Annotated in this window: 25 protein-coding genes and 1 riboswitch; of the genes, 7 read left to right on the top strand and 18 right to left on the bottom strand. The window is 39.6% G+C overall.

All coding sequences use genetic code 11. The features are described from left to right. Positions 1–33 precede the first annotated feature (33 nt). The 6 genes from MHB45_RS01860 to MHB45_RS01835 form a co-directional block, all read right to left on the bottom strand. On the bottom strand, positions 34–444 hold the full coding sequence (locus tag MHB45_RS01860) for a DUF3021 domain-containing protein (RefSeq protein WP_202187025.1): 411 nt from the start codon (positions 442–444) through the stop codon (positions 34–36). Further along, on the bottom strand, positions 444–899 hold the full coding sequence (locus MHB45_RS01855) for a LytTR family DNA-binding domain-containing protein (protein ID WP_048684282.1): 456 nt from the start codon (positions 897–899) through the stop codon (positions 444–446). Before MHB45_RS01855 ends, MHB45_RS01860 begins: the two co-directional genes overlap by 1 nt. A 198-nt stretch (positions 900–1,097) precedes the next feature. Continuing rightward, the gene (locus tag MHB45_RS01850; protein ID WP_340907241.1) at positions 1,098–1,583 is read right to left on the bottom strand and encodes a PaaI family thioesterase; all 486 of its coding nucleotides are present in this window, start codon (positions 1,581–1,583) and stop codon (positions 1,098–1,100) included. Positions 1,584–1,886: 303 nt separating this feature from the next. Then, positions 1,887–3,677, bottom strand: coding sequence for a glycosyltransferase (locus tag MHB45_RS01845; RefSeq protein WP_048684278.1), 1,791 nt, complete (start codon positions 3,675–3,677; stop codon positions 1,887–1,889). 37 nt (positions 3,678–3,714) lie between these two features. Continuing rightward, on the bottom strand, positions 3,715–4,038 hold the full coding sequence (locus MHB45_RS01840) for a hypothetical protein (RefSeq protein WP_142398499.1): 324 nt from the start codon (positions 4,036–4,038) through the stop codon (positions 3,715–3,717). Between the two features lie 20 nt (positions 4,039–4,058). Beyond that, entirely contained in the window at positions 4,059–5,243 is a 1,185-nt protein-coding gene (locus MHB45_RS01835) for a glycosyltransferase family 4 protein (protein WP_048684274.1), read from the bottom strand. Positions 5,244–5,677: 434 nt separating this feature from the next. Between MHB45_RS01835 and MHB45_RS01830 the strand changes: the two genes are divergently transcribed. Beyond that, a complete protein-coding gene (locus tag MHB45_RS01830; RefSeq protein ID WP_048684271.1) occupies positions 5,678–6,514 on the top strand; it encodes an RMD1 family protein in 837 nt (278 codons plus the stop codon). Positions 6,515–6,680: 166 nt separating this feature from the next. Here MHB45_RS01830 and MHB45_RS01825 read toward each other — a convergent pair whose 3' ends face one another. Further along, complete coding sequence (locus tag MHB45_RS01825) at positions 6,681–7,163, bottom strand: GNAT family N-acetyltransferase (protein ID WP_072272438.1); 483 nt, start codon at positions 7,161–7,163, stop codon at positions 6,681–6,683. A gap of 461 nt (positions 7,164–7,624) precedes the next feature. After that, positions 7,625–8,203, bottom strand: a complete 579-nt coding sequence (locus tag MHB45_RS01820) for a YdhK family protein (protein ID WP_072272437.1) — start codon at positions 8,201–8,203, stop codon at positions 7,625–7,627. 71 nt (positions 8,204–8,274) lie between these two features. Between MHB45_RS01820 and MHB45_RS01815 the strand changes: the two genes are divergently transcribed. Beyond that, positions 8,275–8,445, top strand: coding sequence for a hypothetical protein (locus MHB45_RS01815; RefSeq protein WP_153246125.1), 171 nt, complete (start codon positions 8,275–8,277; stop codon positions 8,443–8,445). On the opposite strand, the gene MHB45_RS01810 is transcribed toward MHB45_RS01815, so the two are convergent. The 5 genes from MHB45_RS01810 to MHB45_RS01790 all read right to left on the bottom strand — a co-directional run bounded on the left by MHB45_RS01810 (position 8,442) and on the right by MHB45_RS01790 (position 13,800). Next, complete coding sequence (locus MHB45_RS01810) at positions 8,442–9,065, bottom strand: hypothetical protein (RefSeq protein WP_063596624.1); 624 nt, start codon at positions 9,063–9,065, stop codon at positions 8,442–8,444. The two genes, MHB45_RS01815 and MHB45_RS01810, sit on opposite strands and share 4 nt — an antisense overlap. 335 nt (positions 9,066–9,400) lie before the next feature. Next, positions 9,401–10,168, bottom strand: a complete 768-nt coding sequence (locus tag MHB45_RS01805) for an arylamine N-acetyltransferase family protein (RefSeq protein WP_048684263.1) — start codon at positions 10,166–10,168, stop codon at positions 9,401–9,403. Positions 10,169–10,366: 198 nt separating this feature from the next. Next, positions 10,367–11,347 carry an NAD(P)H-quinone oxidoreductase gene (locus MHB45_RS01800; RefSeq protein ID WP_340907240.1) on the bottom strand — a complete coding sequence of 327 codons (981 nt, stop codon included), beginning with the start codon at positions 11,345–11,347 and terminating at the stop codon, positions 10,367–10,369. Between the two features lie 135 nt (positions 11,348–11,482). Then, positions 11,483–12,813, bottom strand: a protein-coding gene (locus MHB45_RS01795) for an IS3 family transposase (protein WP_226990452.1) whose coding sequence is annotated in 2 segments (ribosomal slippage) — positions 11,483–12,441 and positions 12,441–12,813 — 1,332 coding nt in all. Because the reading frame shifts where the segments join, the coding sequence is not laid out codon by codon here. A 141-nt stretch (positions 12,814–12,954) separates the two neighbouring features. After that, positions 12,955–13,800 (bottom strand): manganese catalase family protein, encoded by an 846-nt coding sequence (locus tag MHB45_RS01790; protein WP_048684258.1) that lies wholly within the window; start codon positions 13,798–13,800, stop codon positions 12,955–12,957. Positions 13,801–14,065: 265 nt separating this feature from the next. Between MHB45_RS01790 and MHB45_RS01785 the strand changes: the two genes are divergently transcribed. From MHB45_RS01785 to MHB45_RS01775, 3 genes are all read left to right on the top strand, one after another. Then, positions 14,066–14,584: a DUF2243 domain-containing protein gene (locus MHB45_RS01785; protein WP_063596621.1), complete on the top strand. Its 519-nt coding sequence runs from the start codon at positions 14,066–14,068 to the stop codon at positions 14,582–14,584. A 46-nt stretch (positions 14,585–14,630) separates the two neighbouring features. Then, entirely contained in the window at positions 14,631–15,356 is a 726-nt protein-coding gene (locus tag MHB45_RS01780; RefSeq protein ID WP_375564715.1) for a cytochrome c oxidase assembly protein, read from the top strand. 111 nt (positions 15,357–15,467) lie between these two features. Further along, positions 15,468–15,833 (top strand): carboxymuconolactone decarboxylase family protein, encoded by a 366-nt coding sequence (locus tag MHB45_RS01775; protein ID WP_034305272.1) that lies wholly within the window; start codon positions 15,468–15,470, stop codon positions 15,831–15,833. 56 nt (positions 15,834–15,889) lie between these two features. Here the strand turns inward: MHB45_RS01775 and MHB45_RS01770 are convergent, their stop codons facing one another. Beyond that, complete coding sequence (locus tag MHB45_RS01770; protein WP_048684252.1) at positions 15,890–16,522, bottom strand: spore coat protein; 633 nt, start codon at positions 16,520–16,522, stop codon at positions 15,890–15,892. Between the two features lie 178 nt (positions 16,523–16,700). Between MHB45_RS01770 and MHB45_RS01765 the strand changes: the two genes are divergently transcribed. Next, a complete protein-coding gene (locus MHB45_RS01765) occupies positions 16,701–16,844 on the top strand; it encodes a hypothetical protein (RefSeq protein ID WP_174878762.1) in 144 nt (47 codons plus the stop codon). Between the two features lie 99 nt (positions 16,845–16,943). Then, positions 16,944–17,453, top strand: coding sequence for a DUF3231 family protein (locus MHB45_RS01760; protein ID WP_048684250.1), 510 nt, complete (start codon positions 16,944–16,946; stop codon positions 17,451–17,453). 90 nt (positions 17,454–17,543) lie between these two features. On the opposite strand, the gene MHB45_RS01755 is transcribed toward MHB45_RS01760, so the two are convergent. The 4 genes from MHB45_RS01755 to MHB45_RS01740 form a co-directional block, all read right to left on the bottom strand. Next, positions 17,544–17,714: a hypothetical protein gene (locus MHB45_RS01755; RefSeq protein WP_153246124.1), complete on the bottom strand. Its 171-nt coding sequence runs from the start codon at positions 17,712–17,714 to the stop codon at positions 17,544–17,546. 22 nt (positions 17,715–17,736) lie between these two features. After that, entirely contained in the window at positions 17,737–19,518 is a 1,782-nt protein-coding gene (gene thiC / locus MHB45_RS01750) for a phosphomethylpyrimidine synthase ThiC (RefSeq protein WP_340907238.1), read from the bottom strand. 135 nt (positions 19,519–19,653) lie between these two features. Next, positions 19,654–19,768: riboswitch (TPP riboswitch) on the bottom strand. A 116-nt stretch (positions 19,769–19,884) separates the two neighbouring features. Next, on the bottom strand, positions 19,885–20,673 hold the full coding sequence (locus MHB45_RS01745) for an HAD family hydrolase (RefSeq protein WP_048684247.1): 789 nt from the start codon (positions 20,671–20,673) through the stop codon (positions 19,885–19,887). A 152-nt stretch (positions 20,674–20,825) separates the two neighbouring features. Continuing rightward, entirely contained in the window at positions 20,826–21,371 is a 546-nt protein-coding gene (locus tag MHB45_RS01740; RefSeq protein WP_048684245.1) for a histidine phosphatase family protein, read from the bottom strand. Between the last annotated feature and the right edge of the window lie 64 nt (positions 21,372–21,435).

Here is a 21,435-nt window from a genome sequence, read left to right as displayed (position 1 = left end):
ATCTGATTGATCAATCCTCTGTGTCGATCCTTCTCAATCCCTTCTTTTATCAATTCCTTCATTCAATATTTTCACTTGGAAGCGAAAGTAGAGATAGAATGCGGTCCAGATGATCATATAGAATGGTATGAAAATCCCAATTCCTATAGCTAATCCTTTTAAGCTGAACGGAATCCAACCAACAAAGAAAGATAATAGGAAGTAAAGAATGCTGACAGTAAGGAAGTGCAGAATGGTTTGAGATAACAAACTCCATTTTTCATTTTCAAAGAAGATTGTTGCCATGCTGAAGAACCAGCCACATAATATGCAGCCTATCGCGTTTTTTACAAATATTCCACTGTCTAATGAACCTCCAAAAGCGATCACTCCTAAACATGTCAGCACCATCACGAGTGCTCCAAAACAAATTCCAACAAAGCTACGGAATAATAGTGTTTTCATCATAATCCCTTCCTTTTCCATTGAAATGCTTTCTTGATCCCTTGAACATAATGCCGGGAAACATATTCTTTTTCCCCTGATCGGAAGTACACACATAAGGTCCCGTTGAAAGATGCCTCGAATCTGCTTAACTCATCTAAGTTGGCAATCACTGACTTAGACAATCGCACGAATTGATTACCTGGAAGGTCCCTTTCCAGTTCATATAACCTTTCTTTCATTTCGAAAACCCCCTGTTTCGTCCGCACCATTATGGAATCTTGCTCTGTGAACAAACAGATGATTTCTTCTGCCCGGAAAACATGCTGCATTTCTCCTTTTCTGCCGACAAAATACGGTCTTTTCCTCTCCTTCAAGCGTTCCATCAATTCCTGCACTTCCTCATTCCATTCATGATTGCGGATAAGCACCTCTATCGCCTTGATCTCCTCATCTATCTCTACGTTTATTTTCATCTATGCGACCTCCCTTTGCTTATAATGTAAGTATATTAATATCTTAATATTTGGCTTGTAATTTCCAGCTACATGCCACTTTATTACGATAACATGCTTGAAATGGATACTCAGATACACTAAATAACCGTCCAAATAATTGGACGGCCCTTGATAGTACATCTAATTCCGAATTCGATGCGTTTACATTAATTAAGTTTACTCTTTGCTAGTAAAAGTACTTGGCATCACCACAGCGATTACCTCTCCACGGGCGCAAAGTTTATCGAGTGCAAATACCTCTGTTTCGATTCTCCATTTCTTAGGATGAATTTCATGAATCGTCCCAACGGCCATTAATGGCACATCATTTGGGGTTGGCTTTACGAACTCCACATTCAGTGACGCAGTCACGAACCTGGGTGGTTCCACTCCATCTCCAACTTTATGACCGTTTTTGCGGTGTAAAGCCAATGCAGCGGAACCTGTTCCGTGACAATCAATTAAAGAGGCAATCAAGCCGCCATAAACAAATCCTGGAATTGCAATATGCTCTGGGCGTGGTGTATAGATAGTCCTTGTTTGCTCGTTTTGCCACCCCGTTCGAAAATGATGACCATCTTTGTTCAAGCGACCGCATCCATAACACCAGGCAAATGCATCTGGATAATCATCTTGAATCGCATTTAGCACATTCTCCTCCATCATCTCTCCCCCTTTTTCAGAATATTATAACACCATTAATGAATAAGGGGTCTATTTGGATACATGCTGAAAGGTTAGTTTTTTGAAATTCCATGAATCTTTATTGAGGGTACTACCAAGTTTTATTTTCATAGAATAGTAACCTGAGGCAGCTTTAATCGAAAACAAGTTTGCAAGAATCCCTGCTCCTTTACTCCATATAATTGACAAAGGCCCCTGTAAGCCAGAAGCATTCAGGAGCTTTCCTTTGACTGATATAGAGTTAAGAAGTGTCTACGATCCTATTGCAGGTTTACCTTCTTATTAAAAGTTAAGCCTTTTTCTTAAATCCCAATACTTGAATGTCATTTTACCCATTTTCGACTTCGAAAGTGAATCATATTTCCGTCCAAGTGCTTGATTTTGTTTTTCTAGCTTAGTAATTTGTTTAAGTTGAACTTTGTTCAGTTTTTTTAATTGCTTTACTTCTTTAGCTAATTCTTTATTTTTCCCTTTCATATCATATTTTTCTTTATCAACAATTGCCCGTTCTTTGATTGAAATCTCCACATCTTTTGGTTTTAGTTTAGGATTGCCAAAGGTTTCAAATCCTATCGTTTTTAAATAGGGGATGTTATTTTGAAAATTTTGTTCAAAGGTTCCATACCTTTTATGGATGTGGAGAAATGTATAACATCCAGCTTTTTCTGCTGAAATGATTTGACCATACCCAGACAGTTTAAACAGTTTTTCGACTCGTTTTATTTCTTCAGGTATGTTTTTGACAATATAGGTGAAAACTTCGTCAACATTAAACTCCGCAGGCAATATTTTCACTTTATTTAATGATGTATGCCTAATCAGTTCATCAAAGTCAGCTTCATCAATATAAAACATATTCGCACTTTCATTCACATAATCGGTAATGCGCTTGCTCCATAATGGTCCTTGCAGTTTTTTTATTGCTTCTGAAAATAAAAACTGCCTGCTAACTTGATACATTCGTTGTGCCGCAAACTCATATATATCCTTATTACATAATGCTAATTTGACAGCGTCACGGAAATCCTTCTCTGTAACAGCATATAACGGGTAATCTTCGCCAAAAAGCTTCATATGCATTTTGGTTGGATTCATTATTACAGCCTTTCTTAAAATCCCATACTCCAATAGCTTTGTAGACAGTTCCAGACTGCTGTCCATTTCCTCACTTCTCCAGGTTATCCCAATATCACTGTTCACGATTAATTGTTGGGCATTCTCCCTTGTCAAAGCACCGTACCATGTAAGCCCATCCGTATTTTTAAGGAGGTATGCCGCTTCTTCCTTAAACTGAGAATCATCTTTAACCCATTTGAATTTATCCCCCGCCACATCAAGTGATAGATTCGGGATCTCACGTTTTAATTCTTTAAAAGCAGTAATAATGGGAATGGTCTTCCAATCCGGGTCGAATTTCCCTGTATATACAAGTTTGTTTTTTAACCGGGTCTGCCCTTCCGCTGATTCAACGTTTGGTATCATCGGGGTAAGCAGGGAAACTTTGTTTTTTTCTTTATTCAAATTAAGGATCTCAATGACAAATTCGCACATCTCTTCTGTTTGACATAAGAAATACGCACACTGATCATATATATTTTTGATGCTCTCGAATTTTTCTTCATTAACATCCTGACCTATGTGAGTCAATCCTGTAGCATAAACTAATGTATTCTTTATGATCTGCTTATGCTTTGCGATTTTTTCAACAGTCTCAATGCTTCTAACAAATAGCCAATCATAGTCATTTTGACTCCAATAATGAGAAATGAGCATTTCTGCTACATCGAAATCAATGACTCCTTTTTTTACCCATTCATCACCGGCGGCATTAAAAAAAGGATCGACAAAAGGATTGAGAATGGTTATATTATCAAATTTCTCAAGTGGCTGAAGTAAGATATCACGTTTGACCGGGCTAGCTAAAAGTAAATCAACTTCGATGTTGGAATCTAACGCAATGGTCGATGCTAAGGAAGATAAAAATACTGCAGATCCATCCATTGAATTCATGTCAATAAAGCCAAATAGAAGTATCTTCATTTTTCTGTTTTCAACTAGTTCATGTGAATTCAAAGTTTTCACTCCAATGACTGAAATCTGATATGAATTTTTATTTCTTTATTTGTTCTTTAATAGATGATTTAAGCGCAAGATATTTTAATGTGAATTTCCCTGCATATGTAACGTTGAATTTATGTTCTAACAACTTAAGTCTTCGTATTTCTTTGTTAAGCTTAATATTTTCGATTTGGGCCATCTTACTTTTTTCTACTTCTTCTCGCAGCCTATTATTTTCTTTTGTAACGTTCTCAATGGTTTTTTGTTTTTCCATGCCATTGCTCTCTATGAGCTCCAATGTCATGGACATCATGTCTTTCATTTGTAATTCGAGTTCCTCATACATCGTTTTCCAATATTCGTTTCGTTCGTCCATATTGAAAAAACTCCCCTCCATTAACCTTGGATGATCTCCAATTCTCTTTTTATAACAACATCTACAGCGCATTTTTCCCGAATCGACTGAGAAGCTTGTTTTGACACTCTTAAAAATACGTCCGAGTTGTAATATAAGCGCTCTATTGCATCGGCAATATCGGTAGGAGACTCAGGTTTTGTTAGAAGGCCAGAAACGTCATGTTTAACGAATTCCGGAATTGCCGTAATATCTGTTGAAATCGGCACTAGTCCGCTCGACATTGCCTCACACATGGAAACCCCTTGAGAATCCAAACGGGTCGGGCAAAGGAAGATTCCATACTCCTTATGTAATGCAGCGATTTTCTCCTGAGATAGGAAACCTTTATGAATCGTTATATTCTCAAAATCCCGGATTGGCTCAACGGTTTGATCGAACAATTTTCCATCGCCATAAAATGCAAATTCCAACTTATCGAAGTATGGTCTCTTCGATAGTTCCAGTACTGCTTTCACCGATAGGTCATTGGCGTATTTTCGTGAAGCGTATGGCCTGATTGAAAGGACTTTTGTCCGCATTTCAGCTGGCTTTTCAATAAAGGTAAACAGATTATCATCTATGACATTAGGTATGATTACTGAATTTTTCGATTCTGCTCTTGCATCACATTCCGCTATATGCTCTTTGAACCATTTGGAAATATGAACAAAGGTTGTATCCAATTCATTCGTTTGATAAAACCAATTCATAAAAGAAAGCTGTGATACATAATAGTCGTCCGACATTTCAAGTATCTTCCTCAAGCTTTCAGGGCTTTCAAGAAAATTAAACCATCTTCTATGCCATGCCTCCGTTTCAAATCCATGTATCCAGGTGATAATCGGTAAATCCGTGTTCGTTTCTTTTATCGCTTGTACCATTTTTGGATTAACAAAATGAATGAGCGCTTTTTTATGTATTTTATGATTTAAGAAAATGCGCAAATGCTGTTCAGTTCCTCGATAAACAGGCACATCTTCATACGTATACTTTTCCGCTTTTTTATAGGCAGGATGCAAAACAAAGACATCCACCTTCAAACCCTCATCCAGATAAGCCTTGACTCTTCGGTGGATAAACCCATTCCGATATAGCTGATCTTCATGTGGATAAGCATTCGTAATGATCACATATCTATCTTTTTCACTAAATGTAAGCTCATATAGATTTATAGATTCCTCCATTTTTGTTCACTCCTACTATTCAGTCATCTTCAATCAGCCTGCTACTTATCTGTAAATGAAGGATTTTTAAAAGACCCTTTTCCAACCACTTTTAAAACCGTCAATCGATTATAACAAACATGTATTACTGAATATTGACATCAATGTGAGAATTCTGTAAATAAAAGTAAAGTTTTCATGAACTTTTATATGTTTTTGTAAAGTTTCAGTATGTATAAACAAGCAAAATAAAGAAGGGCGATCCGGTTTCCGGAAGCGCCCTCTTATATATTTCCCCAAAGCTTAGAATTGATTATTTTTATATCCATAATGGGGTTATTGGTTTAGTTACCAGTCAGTTGACTTTTTTCTACCTTCCAGAATTATTCAAGCATGTTTTTGTAAGAATAGAATAGAATCGAAAAAAGACCAATTTGCTGAAGAGAGTGATATAGATGGAAGAAATTACCTTTAAAGCATGTGCAATCACTAATGAAATCGATTTGAACAAAATCGCCATTCATTGCGGCATCCCCAAAAAATTCACCTGGGAAGAGCCTTTAATTCTTAAAGGCGATATTCTACGTTCCATCCTTTATAAAAATGTGGACGAATCGCAGCAGGTGCTGGTTTTTTCCTTTGGCAGCATCGTCTTCATCAATTACTCACATGAGGATGAGATCAAGGCATTTTCCTCCTTTATCCAATCATTCGAGCCGGACATTGATCTCGTCAATGTAGATAGATATACGGATGATTACAGCCTTCACTTCTGTGAAACTGAAAACATCAATTTGACAGACGAATATGTAGTTGTTCCTAAATATGAATTTTTCTACCCTGAATTAATATCCACCATTCTCGCAAAATCGGTGGCTCTTGAAAAGACTGAGGAACAACTAGGAAAAATCCACGACAAGCTTGAAGCCATGATTGACCGACTGGAAAAAGGCAAGCTCAGAATCGGTAACAAGGAACTAGCGAGGACGACGGCAAAAATCGTACGTCACGAGTACAATACCCTGGCATATATCATGATTCTGGATAAACCTGATATTACATGGACAAGCAGCATTGCCGGCGAATTTTATGACAGAATGCTTGAATTTTTTGAATTGAATGATCGGTATAAAATCCTAAAAAGTAAAACCGAAATTTTATATAACATTATGGATGGGTTTTCTAACATCAGCCATTCGATCAGGGGACTATTCGTTGAATGGATCATTGTAATTCTCATTGTCTTTGAGATCATTCTGACTATTCTGGAAATTGTAGGATGGATTCCATGAATTCTTAATCATATCGTAAGGAATACCTTCCAAAAAAATAAGCATCGTTTTGATGCTTATTTTGCGTTTAACCACTTCATCATATTTAAGCTGACTGTATACTGTCGTTTAATTACACGCTTTTTCCTTTCGGGTCGAAGCATTCCGGAAGTTATCTATATTCCCCTTAATCCAGAGCAAAGTGGAAAATGTATTCCTCCCCTTCTTCCCCATTAAATCTGTATCCTTTGTCAATGAATCCAGCTTTTTTATATAAATTTATCGCTGGGACATTCGAATGATGCACCGTTAGAATAATCTCATCTTTATCTGGATGACTTAGTTTGATCATATCAGGCAACACTTTTAACGTCTTAAAAGCTAGCCCTTTTTTTTGATGCTGCAAATCCAAGGAGAATGATTTAAGAAGAATTGCATTCTCATTACTTGTATATTGATTTCCCGCTTTATCCGCATATAAGGCAAAACAACCAATCAAATCCTTATCTAAATAAATGACCATGGGGAGGTTATATTTATCCTTCCTGAAGTCTTCGATAACTTTTAAAGGTAAAGAAGTATAGATTGCTTGTTCTATAGGTAAACAATAATTGCTCAGCGCCTCATGGTCAGTTTCCATAAAAGGTCTAATAATTAATCCAGCCATCATACTTGCACCCCATTTTCACATTTCTGATAAAGCCATATTAACAGAAACTAAGGTTTTACACTCCACTGTAAAGTAATTTTCAAGAAAATTCATTCACAAAAAAGGAATGGTTTTGTTTACCATTCCTTCAGACTGTAAACAGACTCAATGTAAAAATCAAGTTTGCCTGCATTTTTTATTTGAATGGTTCAGTTGATTTCAGAGATTCACTCCCTTTCCGCCGACTGACTGCCAAGCCTCCTCGGCACACAAGCGCCTGCGGGGTCTCGGCTAGCCAGTTATTTGGCAGGAGTGTCGCAAATCTCTTCAATCCAATGAGGCTTACAGTAAAAAACATCAATGATCATCTAGTCTTGTTTGAATATTATGGTTCTGGATGAGCTATTCCAAATCCACTTTTGTCACAAACTGAAGGAGTTTCCAATCCTATTTTCTTCTGTTTTTGAACTCATGATGTTAAATCATTTAGACGCTGATAATTCGCTTTCGGTTACCCATTTATGGTTCTTCACTTTTTCTCTACCCGTAGTCGGTGTGAAATCGACCATATAAACAGTCGTTTTTTCGGCAGATTCAACTTCAGCGACTGCCCCGTTCATCCCTTCCATATGAGAAGCATTTACTGTGACCTCCGCTCCGGGTTCATACGTCACTTCACCTGCATCTTTGATTTCTTCGTGAATGATCCATTTATGATTTTCCACTTTTTCTCCGCCGGTTGCAGGCGTATACGAAATTGCATAAGCAGTCGTATCAAAGGCACCCACTATTGTTGCTTCCGCCCCTTTCATGCTTTCCATATGACCTGATTCGATAATCGCTTGACTTCCAACTTCATAAGTTGGATTTTCTGCCGCTTTTAATCCCTCCGGAACATCACCCGAGCTAGAATGGTTCATGTCCATTTCACTATGTTCCTTATGTTCATTTTCTTCCTTCTCTTCGTTGCTTTTATCATCGCTGTTGGAACATGCTCCAAGGACTAAAAACAGGGCTGCAAATAGGGATAAGATGGTAGGCAATTTTGTTCTTTTTTTCATATTGAATAAAACCTCCTTTATGATTACACCCATCTTACCAATTAAATATGCAGAAAATATGGAGTACACTCGTGACTGAATTTAACCTGATGGCGTTCTGGATAAAAGTGAAAAGCCATCGAGCATGGTTTAACGAGGAAAAAGAATGGTTTATTGATAGTGGTTATTTGAGGTATTCAATCCTGCCGGGTACTTGGAAATCAAGCAAGAAGGACTTGGTCAAAAGTCCTTCCTCTGTCTAGTCTTCCAAAGTTGATTGTTCGATTTTTTGCATGATATGTGAAAGGTTCATGGAGGCATGTTTTTTATAATCCCTGCCTATGGATTTGAATAACCCTTTTGCTATATCTATTAACATGATTTTCGTATGTCCATCCGAAATAATGGACTTATTAGGGAAACTTGATTCAGCATGTGCACCGCCAATCTTATTAGCTGTTTCCTTAATAAAATCAATGACTTTAATTTCCTGGGTTTTTCCTTCGATATCGATTTTATAGATAATTTGATTTCTCCAAAGCTTTAGCTCAATCCTTTGTTTAGTATAATCGAAGAGTTCTTCCGATATATGATCATGATCATTGCTCATTTGATTGGAGTCTTTAATGGGATACAATTTCGGGTTAGGATTGATTTTCTTTATTAAGGATTGATCAATTGTGACCTTTTCCCGTTTTATTCGCGTATTTTTCGTTTCACATAGAATCAGCCTTAACTGTCCGGCAATTATATTGTTGAATTCTTGTAATCCAAAGAATTCAACAAGCATTACACTATATTCCAAAATGGTGATGGCTTCATCGAATTTTCGTTTAGCAGCTGCATTCGACCTAGTAAAAACCAATCGGTTCTTCTTCTCCATATCCTTCTCACCCCACTGAATTCGAATCTATTGAATAAATAGTAAAACATCCATAATGGATGTTTCAGATTGTAGCAAATTCGTAGAAAGCCGGTTTGCCTACAGTTTTCATGTATTCTCAGAAATTCGCTCTCTTTCCGCCAAAAAGCATTCAGCGGGTTCTCGATTTGCCAGCTATTCGGCAGGATTTTCGCAAATTTCTTCATTATAGTAATAGTTTTCTATGTCTTGCATATCAATGACATCCCATGGAATGATCATACAATTCATAAAAAAACTGTCAAGAATGGACAATCTTTCGATAAGGATGCCTTTGATATTCAGATCTTTTTCCACTATCTATCGAAGTGCTGTTTCAGTAACTCTTTAAATCGTGCTCCATCTATTTCTTCTTTCGTCACTTTTCCATTTTCCCACTGTGTAAAGGAAGTATCGGTTAAAGTGATGTTCCCGCTGTTTGTCAAACGGGTGATTAATGGATGCTTATTGAATGGTGATTGGGGATTTTCCCTGATGATCGTTTGGACCTCATTAAGTTCCTCTACATTTCCCACGGGTTGTGAAGAATCGAAAGCATAGCCTATTCTCCAATCGCGATCTTTATGTTTCAGTTTTAATTCAAGGATATGATCTCCATGGTCGGTACTTTCTTTTTTTATCCTGAATTCGCCATTTCGGGAAACGACCGTTTCTCCGTTCAACGGAACTGGTTTTAATGGCAGATTCCCGCCAAAACCCGTATCGATCAAATAGGTTTGGCCCTCATGCTTCAATAGAATGGTGACATGTGTCCTTCCTATGGTCATCCACCCCTGATTATAGATGACACCACGAACCAAAGATACATCAAAGTCATTTTCCATAAGGAAAAAATAAAGGGCTGAATTCAATTCATAGCATAATCCCCCCTCATTCCTCACGAGGACTTTGTTCACGATATTCGCTTTATCGATATCACTCAGATGGGATGCCATGATTGATAAGTTTTCAAAAGGAATGGTTTTCGCTGTCTTATCCAGAATTTCGTCTAATTTCTCAAATGTCAGTTTCACATCTTCCTGGAGCCCTATTCTTTTCCTGAATAATGCATTCAGTTCATTCATTAAGATTCCCCCTTAGACAGATACCGGCGAAGCGTATCTTGACTTTGTATATATTCATTATACTTTGTCCATATTTCTTCCTTCAATCAATCTGCCATCAGCTCCACCTTTTCCTCATCACCTGAAAAGAGGTCGCCCAATCAAGTCTTAATCCTGGGCAACCTCCCCCATTCATGCACCGAGGCAGTTTTTCTTTAATCATTCATTAATCTGTAAGATGATTTTACCTACATTCTTATTGGCTTCCATATGTTCATGCGCTCTTTGTACCTCTTCAAAAGGGAAGACATGGTCCACGATTGCCTTGATTTCATTTTTGTGGAACAACGGCATTGCCTTTTTAACGAATTCTTCCGTTAACTCTTTTTTATATTCATCACTCCGAGGAGTTAGTAGAGTGCCTTTTAATTGAACTCTTTTTAAGAGAAGTTCCATCAGGTTCACCTTCTCGACTACAGTTCCGCCTAGAATGCCTATCAATACCCATCGTCCATCAGTTTTTATGCTTTTAAGGTTTTTCTCCCAGTAAGAAGCACCGATGAAATCCAGGATAACATCCACTCCTTGATTATTTGTAGCTTTCAGGATTTCCTCATCAAAAGATTGTTCTTTATAGTTGATACAGATATCCGCTCCTAGTGAGTGACAGAAATCCAATTTTTCCTTTGAGCCGGCTGTAGTGATGATTTTCGCTTTTGTCAGTTTTTTTGCCAGTTGGATAGCTGCATTGCCTACACCGCTTCCGCCAGCATGAATCAATACCGTTTCTTGATCCGTCAATTCACCTAACCAAAACAAGGTTTGGTACGCAGTCAAGAATACCTCAGGTATCGCTGCCGCTTCTTCAAATGACAGGTTATCCGGAATCTTCATTGCACGATCAGCCGGCATCAAGGCATATTGAGCATAACCGCCGCCGTTTACTAGGCCCATCACCCTCGTCCCCGTTTGTATATTTGCACCTTCCCCTGTTTCCACCACTTCCCCAGAAACTTCAATCCCCAATATTGGATTGGCCATATAACCGGATTTTCCTTCCCGGGAAACAATATCCGTTCTATTTATCGCAGAGGCTTTAACCTTTATTAATATTTCCCCTTTACCGGGCACGGGCTTTGAAAAATCTTTTAATAGTAATTGTTCTGCACCACCCGGTTCTTTAACCACTACTGCTTTCATTTGCCCCACTCCTTACCATTAAATTAGTGACCATCCTTTTAAAATGGTTTGTTTTGAAGATGGAAACTATCCTACTCCAAAAAATATCCACAAGCAAATAATTAGGTTTTGGAAACAAGATAGAATAAAAAAAGCCTAGGCAGCTTGAAAAAGATGATTTCTGTATTGAACAGGAGTCATCTTTTTTAAATTCCATTGGTATCTGTAGTGATTGTAATACGTCATATATTGCTTAATTTCTTTTTTTAATTCATCTAAAGTTGAACATGCTTTAATAGAGGCTTCATCTTTAAAATGGCCAAAAAAAGATTCTTGAGGTGCATTATCCCAGCAGTTCCCGCGCCTTGACATCGACTGGCCTAATCCCAGTTTTTTTACTAATTTCTGAAAGTCCGGATGGGTATAATGAGTTCCCTGATCAGAGTGGATAAAGGCATTCTTTGCTTTGTGAAATCTTCGATTTTTCTTTAACTTGAGGAGGGTTTCCGTAGCCAGGTCCATGGTAATGCGATCTGATACATGGTAAGCCACAATTTCATTGGTCGAAGCATCCTTAATCGTTGATAGATAAGCTTTCTTTCCTTGGCCATAGAACAAATATGTGATATCTGTCAGTAGTATTTTACCTGGAACTTCCTGTTTGAATTCCCTCTTCAAAAGATTCGGCACCACACGGTGCTCGTGAGTGGCTTTCATCATTCGTCTGTACGGATTTGCCTTCCGAATAGGGCATATAATGCTGTACTTCTTCATGATTCGCCGGATACGCTTCAAATTATAGACAACATTAAATTGACCCGCCAAAGTCATTTTGATCTGACGAGCCCCTTTCTTACGATTTTTGAAATGGAATGCTTTTATGATGATTTCTTTCACTACCTCATCCTTTTCATCTTTTCGAATTCTTTTTTCCTGTGATTTCACTGAGAAGTAATTATAATAACCACTTCTTGAAACACCGACTATTTTACAAAGGTATTTCACCATATGTTTTAGTTGATATTTTTCAATCACGGAGCGAATTAGGATATATTTTTGGAAAGGAGGAAGAACTACTTCTTCATCCCCCTTTCTGCAAAACGAATCTTTTTTAACAGTTCGTTTTCTGCCTTTAGTAAGTTGATTTGTGCTTCTAAGCGAGCATTTTTCTCCTCTAGGGTAAGTTTTCTTTCCTTTTGGCGCCCTGAATTTCCTGCTCTAGTGTCACATAAACCAATAATCCCGTTCTTCTCGTAAACTGCTTGCCATCTCTTACTCGCTGATTTAATTCTTTCCGTCCCCAAAACCTCTACATCAAACCCAAATTCTTCAAATATTTGCCTTACGAACTTGCCTTTCTGTTTTTCCGCTATAAATATATGCTTAAATTCATCAGTATAAGTAATTCCTTTTGAACTTACAGATTTAACATAATTATTAGATGATAGTAGTTTGATTTCTTTCTCTGTAAAAAGCTTTTTACTCATAACCTTCTCCAGTCCCATGTTGTGTTTTCTCGTTGTGTTTCTTAATTATACAAAAAAGTACCCTATAGGAGACTTTTTTAGGTGTCTACTCTATAGGGTACAGTTTATCAGGGCCATCGAGCTTTTTTTGAAAAGTTTATATTACCTTTTATTAAACGATTGACTTCTATCCAGGTCATGATGCAATTGTGCTGCCGGAACCTTAGGGTTAGGAATCTGTCCTTTTGCAACTGGTTCAGCTACATAAACAAAATCTCCCGTACCATCTGGGGCGCTTCCTGTTGCCCACAGGCCGTCTGCCGATTCATTACCTTCCGACAAGTTCCAGAATTCGTACGCTTCCGGTTGAGATTCCATTTCCGCTTCCGGTGGGAATGATGCGGGAACAACCACGCCATTTTTTTCTTCAAGTTCTGCAATGGCCGCCATCCATTGATATTGGTGGTAACGATCACGGGCTAACATTTTACGGAAGGTAGCACGTACCCCTTCATCTTTGGTCATATGATATAAACGGGCCACTTGAAGGCGTCCTTGGCTTTCAGCATGCAGATTGGATCGCATGTCCGCTAATAAATTTCCGCTGGCTACGATATAAGATCCGTTCCAAGGCACCCCATTCGAGTTGGTTGGCAGTCCGCCAAGACCGCTTACGAGCAAATGCTGGGGATTGATACCACCCATGATCGCTGCTGTAGCAGGATCTTTTGCGGCTTCTGCTTGATCTTCCGGAGAAGCGCCATCAAGCAATTGACTAATGAGTGAACAAAGCATCTCTACATGTCCAATTTCCTCTGTACCGATATCCATCAGCATATCTTTGTATTTTTCTTCACCACGACAGTTAAATCCCTGAAAAAGATATTGCATCATGACAGTCATTTCCCCAAACTGTCCACCTAACACTTCCTGAATTTGACGGGCAAGCATCGGATCTGGTCGATCTACCTTAACTTCAAATTGCAATTCTTTTTGATGGCGAAACATATTAACTCCTCCTTTTTTTATATGATGTACGGTTTTTTATTACCCGCCTGTACATGCTTAAAACCATAATTCAGTTATAATGAACAATAATTAGAAGAAATTTACATACCGTTAACATTGATGACTGAACTAAAAAGCCAAGGATTTCTTTGTGCTATGAATCCCTCAATAAATAAGATATATAAAAGGTCCATTTACCTGTCTATAACTTTAAAATACAGGGTAAAGTAGAAAGAACCATATATAGGAAAAAGGAGGATGGAAAATGGATTTCAAGCCTCGAAATCAAAGAGATCAATCCATTTCAGAATTACGTTATACTTATTCCGCTCGTAACCTATGGTCCGGTTTTCTATTCGGGATCGGATTGGTTGCATTCATCGATGAAGCCATCTTTCATCAACTATTACATTGGCACCATTTCTATGACAAGTCCACAACCAGTATCGGGCTTGTCTCGGATGGTTTATTTCATGCTCTAAGCTGGTTCGCAACGGTCGGGTCGTTATTCATGTTCGCTGACCTTCGCCGTCGAAAGGGATTATGGCTGAAAAGGTGGATAGGGGGAGTTTTGCTCGGGGCAGGTTCTTTCCAGTTATATGACGGAATCATCCAGCACAAGCTCATGCGCCTCCATCAAATCCGTTACAATGTCGATATTTTCCCATACGACTTGACTTGGAACATTGCTGCCACAATCATGATCTTGATCGGCATTACCCTCGTCATTCAAACAAGGCGCAGCTTACTTAAAATGAAAGAAGACGCCAGCAATGCACAGTAATGGACATATTCATGATAATGGAACTGGTTTTGAACCGATTTTATTGATGCTACTCATGCTGGTTATAGTGATTTATATCGCAGCTGTCATCATTTCGAACCGCCGCTATAAAAAATGGCCTTTATACCGTACCTTCTTTTGGATTCTTGGCACTCTCTGTGCAGCCTCTGCAATCATAGGCCCAATAGCCAATCGCGCGCATATGGACTTCACGGCGCATATGGTTGGTCATTTACTGCTTGGAATGATTGCACCCATCCTGCTCGTGCTTGCTGCACCCATTACGCTTGCACTGCGAACACTTGATGTACAATCAGCAAGACGCCTTTCAAAGGTGTTGAAAAGTTGGCCGCTGCGGTTTTTAAGCAATCCAATCACTGCCTCTGCGCTTAATATTGGAGGGCTTTGGATCCTTTATACGACTGGTCTGTACGGGTTGATGCATCAGAATGCCCTTCTGCATGCATTAGTGCATTTTCACGTGTTCATAGCTGGCTATCTATTCACTGCGTCTATGATTTATATGGACCCTGCCCCCCACAGGTTCAGCTTCTTGTTTCGAGCTATCGTATTTACAGTTTCACTGGCCGGCCATGATATCCTTTCTAAATATATTTTTGCCCACCCGCCAAGCGGAGTCACCAAGGTACAAGCGGAAAATGGCGGAATATTAATGTACTATGCCGGTGATGCGATTGACGTTGCACTTATATGCATCCTTTGCTATCAATGGTTCAAAGCCACCCGGCCCAAGGGGTCACTAGCCTTGTAGGAAGGCGGTTCCATGATTACTTCGGTAAACTCCTGCGTTTCTGTTTAATCGTCCAACATTTAGCTCATACTAATTTTTGATGAAAAATTTTTGGATGGAGCTGAATGAAAAATGGAATATGAAGCGAATAATTCTACTGAAAATGCTCTTCGTGATTATAAAGCTGGAATCGGTGTCTTTACGCATAAAATGCCAGATCTTGCTGAGAAATTCAATTCGTTTACGGAAGAGTGCTTTAAAGAAGGTCAATTGTCCAAGAAAGAAAAACAGCTTATCGCACTAGGAATAAGCTTATATTCACAAGATGAATACTGTATTATCTATCACACAAAAGGATGTCTTGATCAAGGCTGTTCCGAACAAGAAATTCTTGAAGCAATTGGTGTGACCGCGGCATTTGGCGGAGGAGCAACCATGAGCCAGGCTGTTACCCTCGTCCAGGAATGCATTCAGGAAATAAATCAGATGAAACAATGATAAAGAAGGGATAGGAGAATCAGTCCTATCCCTTCTTTATGTTCTTAAAAATGCTTTTAATGACTCATGTTGTTGTTATTTCCTTGTGCGGGGGCATACGAATTCATCATTTGCTGCATATCCTGCTGTGCAAGCTGAGGAACTTGGTAATAATGATGTTTGTTTTGATATATCGAAATCTCATAAGCCATTTCAATGCAGTTCGGAACGGAATCTGCAAATACGCGGCGAACCACCGGATTCGTTATTTCAAGTGCTGCCATCGCCTTCATGGATGCTGCAGACTTAACAGCTGCAAGCATCAAGCCTGAAATGCATTCATCCGTAATTTCCGATACGGATTGCAAAGGTTTCTTTGGCTGAGTCGGTGTCAATCCATATATAAAATCGTTACCTTGATTCATTTTGTAGCTCTGAGTCGGTTTAGAAGGATCCTGGCCCGTTTGGAAGCACTCCAATGAAATATTATATTCATCTTGGATGAACTGATATTGACGATCCAGAATGTCGAGTAATTCCTGATCTTGGACATGCTGACGCAAAAGAGTATACGTGTTTAAAGTACCAATCGCTCCCGACAGCACTTCATGTACATCGAATACTTCGTGACCACCGTGATTCAATTGTGGGGGAATGGCACCCGTTTGCATGTTCTGGTGTACTTGACCTTGTTGATTTTGGTTTTGCATTGTATTTCCCTCCTCATTTTATCAATCAAGCGAACACGTTTAGTATGTTAAACCCCAACCGGATTATTCAGTCTAAACTCTTCCAAGAAGACCAATAAGCTGCTGCACCATTTTTTCTGTATAAAAAAACCGTGGCGCTTTAAACTATAAACACTTTATATACATGGGAGGATTTCTAATGACACATCAATGCTTCTATTGTAGTGATGTCACGGAAGAAAAAAAAATACATGTCGTAACATTTCAAGTTACTGACACGGATAGAAATGAAATGCTCTGTGATGAATGTTATCAAGAATGGCTGCAAGGAATAAAAGGGTAAGCATTAAAAGCCCTCTAACCTTTCCCAAACATCAACGATGCATGCTTGGATGAATTCAGGGTAACTTAAATGCGTTAATGAATTTCAAGGAGGATGGTTATGGGAATTTTAAGCGGAAATCCGAAAGATGAGCCTATGCATTACGGAGAGGTATTTGGAACATGGGCATTTCTAACCACTACAAAAGGGTTGATTGCCTGTCATCAAACCATGCTTAATCATACTGGCGACAAGGACCTGCATAAATTGCTTGTTGAAGTGATCAATCAAGGAAAACAGGAACATGACCAACTTGAATCGTTATTAAAAGAAAATAACGTAGGACTGCCTCCCTCACCACCTGAAAGGCCTAAAGCTAATTTGGAGGATATTCCCGTCGGGGCACGTCTTCAAGATCCTGAAATCTCCGCTTCAGTATCAATCGATATTAATGCAGGATTAGTTGCTTGCAGCCAAATGATGGGTCAATGCATCCGCGAGGATATTGCACAGATGTTTGCGCAATTCCATACCAACAAAGCTGCATTGGGTGCTGACTTCCTTAGATTGAATAAGGAAAAAGGATGGCTTGTCCCTCCTCCTCTTCATATTAATAAAACAAGTATGTAAATAGTAATGAAAGAGCCCCTTAATCATGTTTTGTGACTGAATGTCCAACATGATTAAGGGAGTCATTCCATAAGGACGATTATGGAATCATTACCATTGCAGACTTTCGATCAAGTGGCACTTTGTACATTGTTGACTATAATCATTTTTCACAAATTCATGGTTACAATTCTCCCGAAAAATGTTCAGCTCCCTTTTCAGCTGCTCCAATTGAGTTTCCAACTGTTTCATTTCAACTTTTATCTGGATTACCCGATTCATCGAATTCTCCCTCTCGTTGGAATCATTGATAGATTTCCCCATCCGTTTTCCTAAATTCATTCGCTTTTTCTTTAAGCCCTTCATCGATTACCGACTCAAAACCCAGACCCTTTTTCTTCGCCAAATCACGGATGTCCTGAGAGATTCTCATGCTGCAGAATTTCGGTCCGCACATTGAACAGAAATGGGCTGTTTTGGCCCCTTCTGCCGGAAGAGTTTCATCGTGATATTCAACCGCCCTTTCAGGATCAAGGGAAAGATTGAATTGATCTCTCCAACGGAATTCGAATCTAGCCTTCGAAAGGGCATCATCCCGTTTTCTTGCCTGCGGATGGCCTTTTGCAAGATCAGCTGCGTGTGCTGCAATTTTATAAGTAATGACCCCTACCCGAACATCCTCTTTATTCGGCAGTCCCAAATGCTCTTTCGGTGTCACATAGCAAAGCATGGCCGTTCCAAACCATCCAATCATGGCAGCACCAATCGCAGAAGTGATATGGTCGTATCCAGGAGCTATATCCGTCGTCAATGGTCCCAGGGTATAGAATGGTGCTTCTTGACAGACTTCCAGCTGCTTATCCATATTTTCTTTAATCAAATGCATCGGTACGTGACCGGGTCCCTCCACCATGACTTGAACGTCGTGCTTCCAAGCAATCTTCGTCAATTCCCCAAGTGTTTCCAATTCCGCAAATTGTGCCTCATCGTTTGCATCTGCAATGGATCCCGGACGGAGACCGTCACCTAATGAGAAAGAAACATCATACGTCTTCATGATTTCACAAATCTCTTCAAAGTGTGTATAGAGAAAACTTTCCTGGTGGTGGGCCAAGCACCATTGTGCCATGATGGAGCCTCCCCGGGAAACAATACCCGTAACTCGCTTTGCTGTCATGGGGATGTATCGCAAAAGTACACCAGCGTGTATGGTGAAGTAATCGACACCTTGCTCAGCCTGCTCGATTAATGTATCCCGGAAAACTTCCCAATTTAAATCTTCCGCGACCCCATTCACTTTTTCCAATGCTTGATATATCGGAACCGTCCCAACCGGCACAGGTGAATTCCTGATAATCCATTCCCGCGTCGTGTGAATATTCTTTCCTGTGGAAAGATCCATTATGTTGTCTGCACCCCATCGTGTGGCCCAAGTCATTTTCTCCACTTCAGCTTCAATCGATGAACTGACAGCTGAATTTCCTATATTCGCATTTATCTTCACGTGAAAATTACGTCCGATGATCATGGGCTCACTTTCAGGATGGTTAATATTTGCCGGAATGATTGCCCGCCCGCTAGCTACCTCTTCCCTTACAAACTCAGGGGCTACATTTTCCCTGATCGAAATGAACTCCATTTCTGGAGTAATGATCCCTTTGCGGGCATAATGGAGCTGGGTTACGTTTTTTCCTTTCACCGCACGCAATGGTTTTCTTTTCAATCCCGGAAAAACTTCGGCATTGGATTGTGACTCCACTTTTCTATATCCGTTATCTTCGGGCTTTATTTCACGCCCTTCATACTCTTCAACATCTTCCCGTTCCAGAACCCAGCTGCGTCTGATCGGGGCAAGGCCTTTATGAATATCAATCGGATATTCTGAATCCGTATAGAAGCCGCTTGTATCATATACACGTAAAGGCGGATTCTCCTCTTCACCGAATGCCCCTGTCGTCGGACTTAGCTCAATTTCACGCATAGGTACTTTAATATCGGGTCTAGATCCCTCAACATACACTTTTTTACTCCCGGCAAAACTGGACATAATTGAAACGTTCATGTCATTTACTGAATTACTCTTCATGATTTCATTTCTCCTTTTTAAGTTCATTTAAAAAGGACAAAATCCAATCCACTTCGCACGAAAAAGCCAGGTCTCATATTAAAGACCCGGCTAACGTTAGTATGACTACAGAAATGACCAATTGAAAGGTCATCGTTTAGTAGATTCTAACTTCCCCACGCTGGTATGAACCAGATCAGGTCCTGAGGGTTAAGAAGCTTAAGCGCTTCTCTCTCAGCCCAACTTTTATTGGACACCCCTAGTCTGAATAATTTAATTGATTACAGGGTAACTATATCTCACCCTTTTCATTCTGTAAATAATTTGAAAGACCTAATATTTTCATTGCAACTCTCCAAAATTTGTTATTTGGAGGAGGACCGCCAATTAATTCCCCAGGCTCTCAAGGATAGGGAAAAGCTCCTCTAAATGCTTGATTTCATAGGTTGGAAGCACTTCATTCCGTTTCTTATCATGGCGATTTATCCAAACCGACTTTATACCTACCCGTGATGCTCCAAGGATATCGGTCATTAAATTATCGCCGACCATCAATACTTCATCCTTATCCAGCTCCATGATTTGCAAAGCATGCTCAAAAATGGAGGCATCCGGTTTACCTCGACCAAATGCGCCTGAAATCACGATTTGGTCGAAATAAGGAACCAGTTCAGGCGTTATTTCAAGTTTGGTATTTTGCAGTTCAGGAGATCCGTTCGTTAGCAATAGCAAGTTGTACTTCCCTTTTAATTCATCCAGAACACGGAATGTTTCTTCATAGATAAATGGCTTTTTGCGTCTTTCGGCCGGGAAACGTTCTGCCAGTTCAAGCCCAAATTCCGGGTCATCGATCCCTAATGCCTTCAAGCCCCTCGTCCACGCTTCTTTCCGATAAGCCGGTGCGATCCCGGCCATCTTCCGGAATTCATCATGATCATCCTGAAAATTCCCCCATAGTCCCTCAAATGGGTTGATTCCGATCATTTGAGTGAATGCATATGTATCGTAAGAAGAATAAAGATCACGCGCTTCCTTCCGCACCGCTTCTTCAAACTCGTCGACATTCAGACCATATTTCTCCTTGGCAACTTCGCATGTGGCCACAAAAGCCTCTTTTACACTTTTCTGATCCCATAGTAATGTATCATCTAAATCAAAAAAAACTGCCTTCAGCAAAATGTCCACCCCTCTTTCCCCAATATTGAATTCGTAAAAATTACACTATTACAATAATAAACCACAACCAATAAAAAAAGAATAACTATTCGGAAAATACATGCCTCTTTCTTCGCAAAATGGCTTACCTTTTCCGGTGGGGAACCATATATTCATTTCCCTTTTCCGCTTTCAAATACATACAATTTTCCATTACTGGCAATCTTGAACTTTGGACCGGTGAACCCCCGTCGGATCAGCTCTTTCCTCATATATACCATGAGGGCGGCATGACTCACGATCAGAACATTCCTTTCCCCCTTTGCAAAGACTTCATCCAATACATTATTGATCCTTTGCTCTGCAATCTTAATTTCCGCCCTTGTCTGCTTGTTGATCACCGAGCAGCAGCGAATCCAGATGGCCCAAAGGATGAACGGCAGCTTAACCCTTCCTCTCAAAGGGGGAGAAGGTATTTCCCGCAGCTCCTCCATCCGATGAACCGTGCCTGGAAAGATGTGTTCCGCTGTCTTGACGGCTCTCGACATATCACTGCAATAACATTCCTGCCATTCCTCCACGCCAAATAAAGTCGTTCCATAAATAATATCCGCTGCATCATAGTCCACAAACCATTGCTTCATATCATCCGCCGTCACAGATTTCCCAGTAGGAAATTCATGTGCCACCTTAAAATGCCGTACCAAACCAATTTTCATATATTCTCCTTTTTATCTTTTAAAATATTCGTTTCTATTTCTTATAAAAGCCCTTAACAATATA

Origin of the sequence: Peribacillus sp. FSL K6-5616 (assembly GCF_038008245.1) — a bacterium.
Lineage (GTDB): Bacteria > Bacillota > Bacilli > Bacillales > DSM-1321 > Peribacillus > Peribacillus frigoritolerans.
This window is presented reverse-complemented; position numbering and strand designations above follow the sequence as displayed.

What these genes read in the sequence shown, in the direction of transcription:
- MHB45_RS01755 (WP_153246124.1), bottom strand. Translation starts at nt 17,714, where the DNA reads ATGAATCGGGTAATCCAGATAAAAGTTGAAATGAAACAGTTGGAAACT.
- MHB45_RS01780 (WP_375564715.1), top strand. Translation starts at nt 14,631, where the DNA reads ATGCTACTCATGCTGGTTATAGTGATTTATATCGCAGCTGTCATCATT.
- MHB45_RS01770 (WP_048684252.1), bottom strand. Translation starts at nt 16,522, where the DNA reads ATGCAAAACCAAAATCAACAAGGTCAAGTACACCAGAACATGCAAACG.
- MHB45_RS01830 (WP_048684271.1), top strand. Translation starts at nt 5,678, where the DNA reads ATGGAAGAAATTACCTTTAAAGCATGTGCAATCACTAATGAAATCGAT.
- MHB45_RS01850 (WP_340907241.1), bottom strand. Translation starts at nt 1,583, where the DNA reads ATGGAGGAGAATGTGCTAAATGCGATTCAAGATGATTATCCAGATGCA.
- MHB45_RS01785 (WP_063596621.1), top strand. Translation starts at nt 14,066, where the DNA reads ATGGATTTCAAGCCTCGAAATCAAAGAGATCAATCCATTTCAGAATTA.
- thiC (WP_340907238.1), bottom strand. Translation starts at nt 19,518, where the DNA reads ATGAAGAGTAATTCAGTAAATGACATGAACGTTTCAATTATGTCCAGT.
- MHB45_RS01840 (WP_142398499.1), bottom strand. Translation starts at nt 4,038, where the DNA reads ATGGACGAACGAAACGAATATTGGAAAACGATGTATGAGGAACTCGAA.
- MHB45_RS01740 (WP_048684245.1), bottom strand. Translation starts at nt 21,371, where the DNA reads ATGAAAATTGGTTTGGTACGGCATTTTAAGGTGGCACATGAATTTCCT.
- MHB45_RS01855 (WP_048684282.1), bottom strand. Translation starts at nt 899, where the DNA reads ATGAAAATAAACGTAGAGATAGATGAGGAGATCAAGGCGATAGAGGTG.
- MHB45_RS01825 (WP_072272438.1), bottom strand. Translation starts at nt 7,163, where the DNA reads ATGATGGCTGGATTAATTATTAGACCTTTTATGGAAACTGACCATGAG.
- MHB45_RS01775 (WP_034305272.1), top strand. Translation starts at nt 15,468, where the DNA reads ATGGAATATGAAGCGAATAATTCTACTGAAAATGCTCTTCGTGATTAT.
- MHB45_RS01810 (WP_063596624.1), bottom strand. Translation starts at nt 9,065, where the DNA reads ATGGAGAAGAAGAACCGATTGGTTTTTACTAGGTCGAATGCAGCTGCT.
- MHB45_RS01800 (WP_340907240.1), bottom strand. Translation starts at nt 11,347, where the DNA reads ATGAAAGCAGTAGTGGTTAAAGAACCGGGTGGTGCAGAACAATTACTA.
- MHB45_RS01790 (WP_048684258.1), bottom strand. Translation starts at nt 13,800, where the DNA reads ATGTTTCGCCATCAAAAAGAATTGCAATTTGAAGTTAAGGTAGATCGA.
- MHB45_RS01760 (WP_048684250.1), top strand. Translation starts at nt 16,944, where the DNA reads ATGGGAATTTTAAGCGGAAATCCGAAAGATGAGCCTATGCATTACGGA.
- MHB45_RS01765 (WP_174878762.1), top strand. Translation starts at nt 16,701, where the DNA reads ATGACACATCAATGCTTCTATTGTAGTGATGTCACGGAAGAAAAAAAA.
- MHB45_RS01835 (WP_048684274.1), bottom strand. Translation starts at nt 5,243, where the DNA reads ATGGAGGAATCTATAAATCTATATGAGCTTACATTTAGTGAAAAAGAT.
- MHB45_RS01860 (WP_202187025.1), bottom strand. Translation starts at nt 444, where the DNA reads ATGAAAACACTATTATTCCGTAGCTTTGTTGGAATTTGTTTTGGAGCA.
- MHB45_RS01820 (WP_072272437.1), bottom strand. Translation starts at nt 8,203, where the DNA reads ATGAAAAAAAGAACAAAATTGCCTACCATCTTATCCCTATTTGCAGCC.
- MHB45_RS01805 (WP_048684263.1), bottom strand. Translation starts at nt 10,168, where the DNA reads ATGAATGAACTGAATGCATTATTCAGGAAAAGAATAGGGCTCCAGGAA.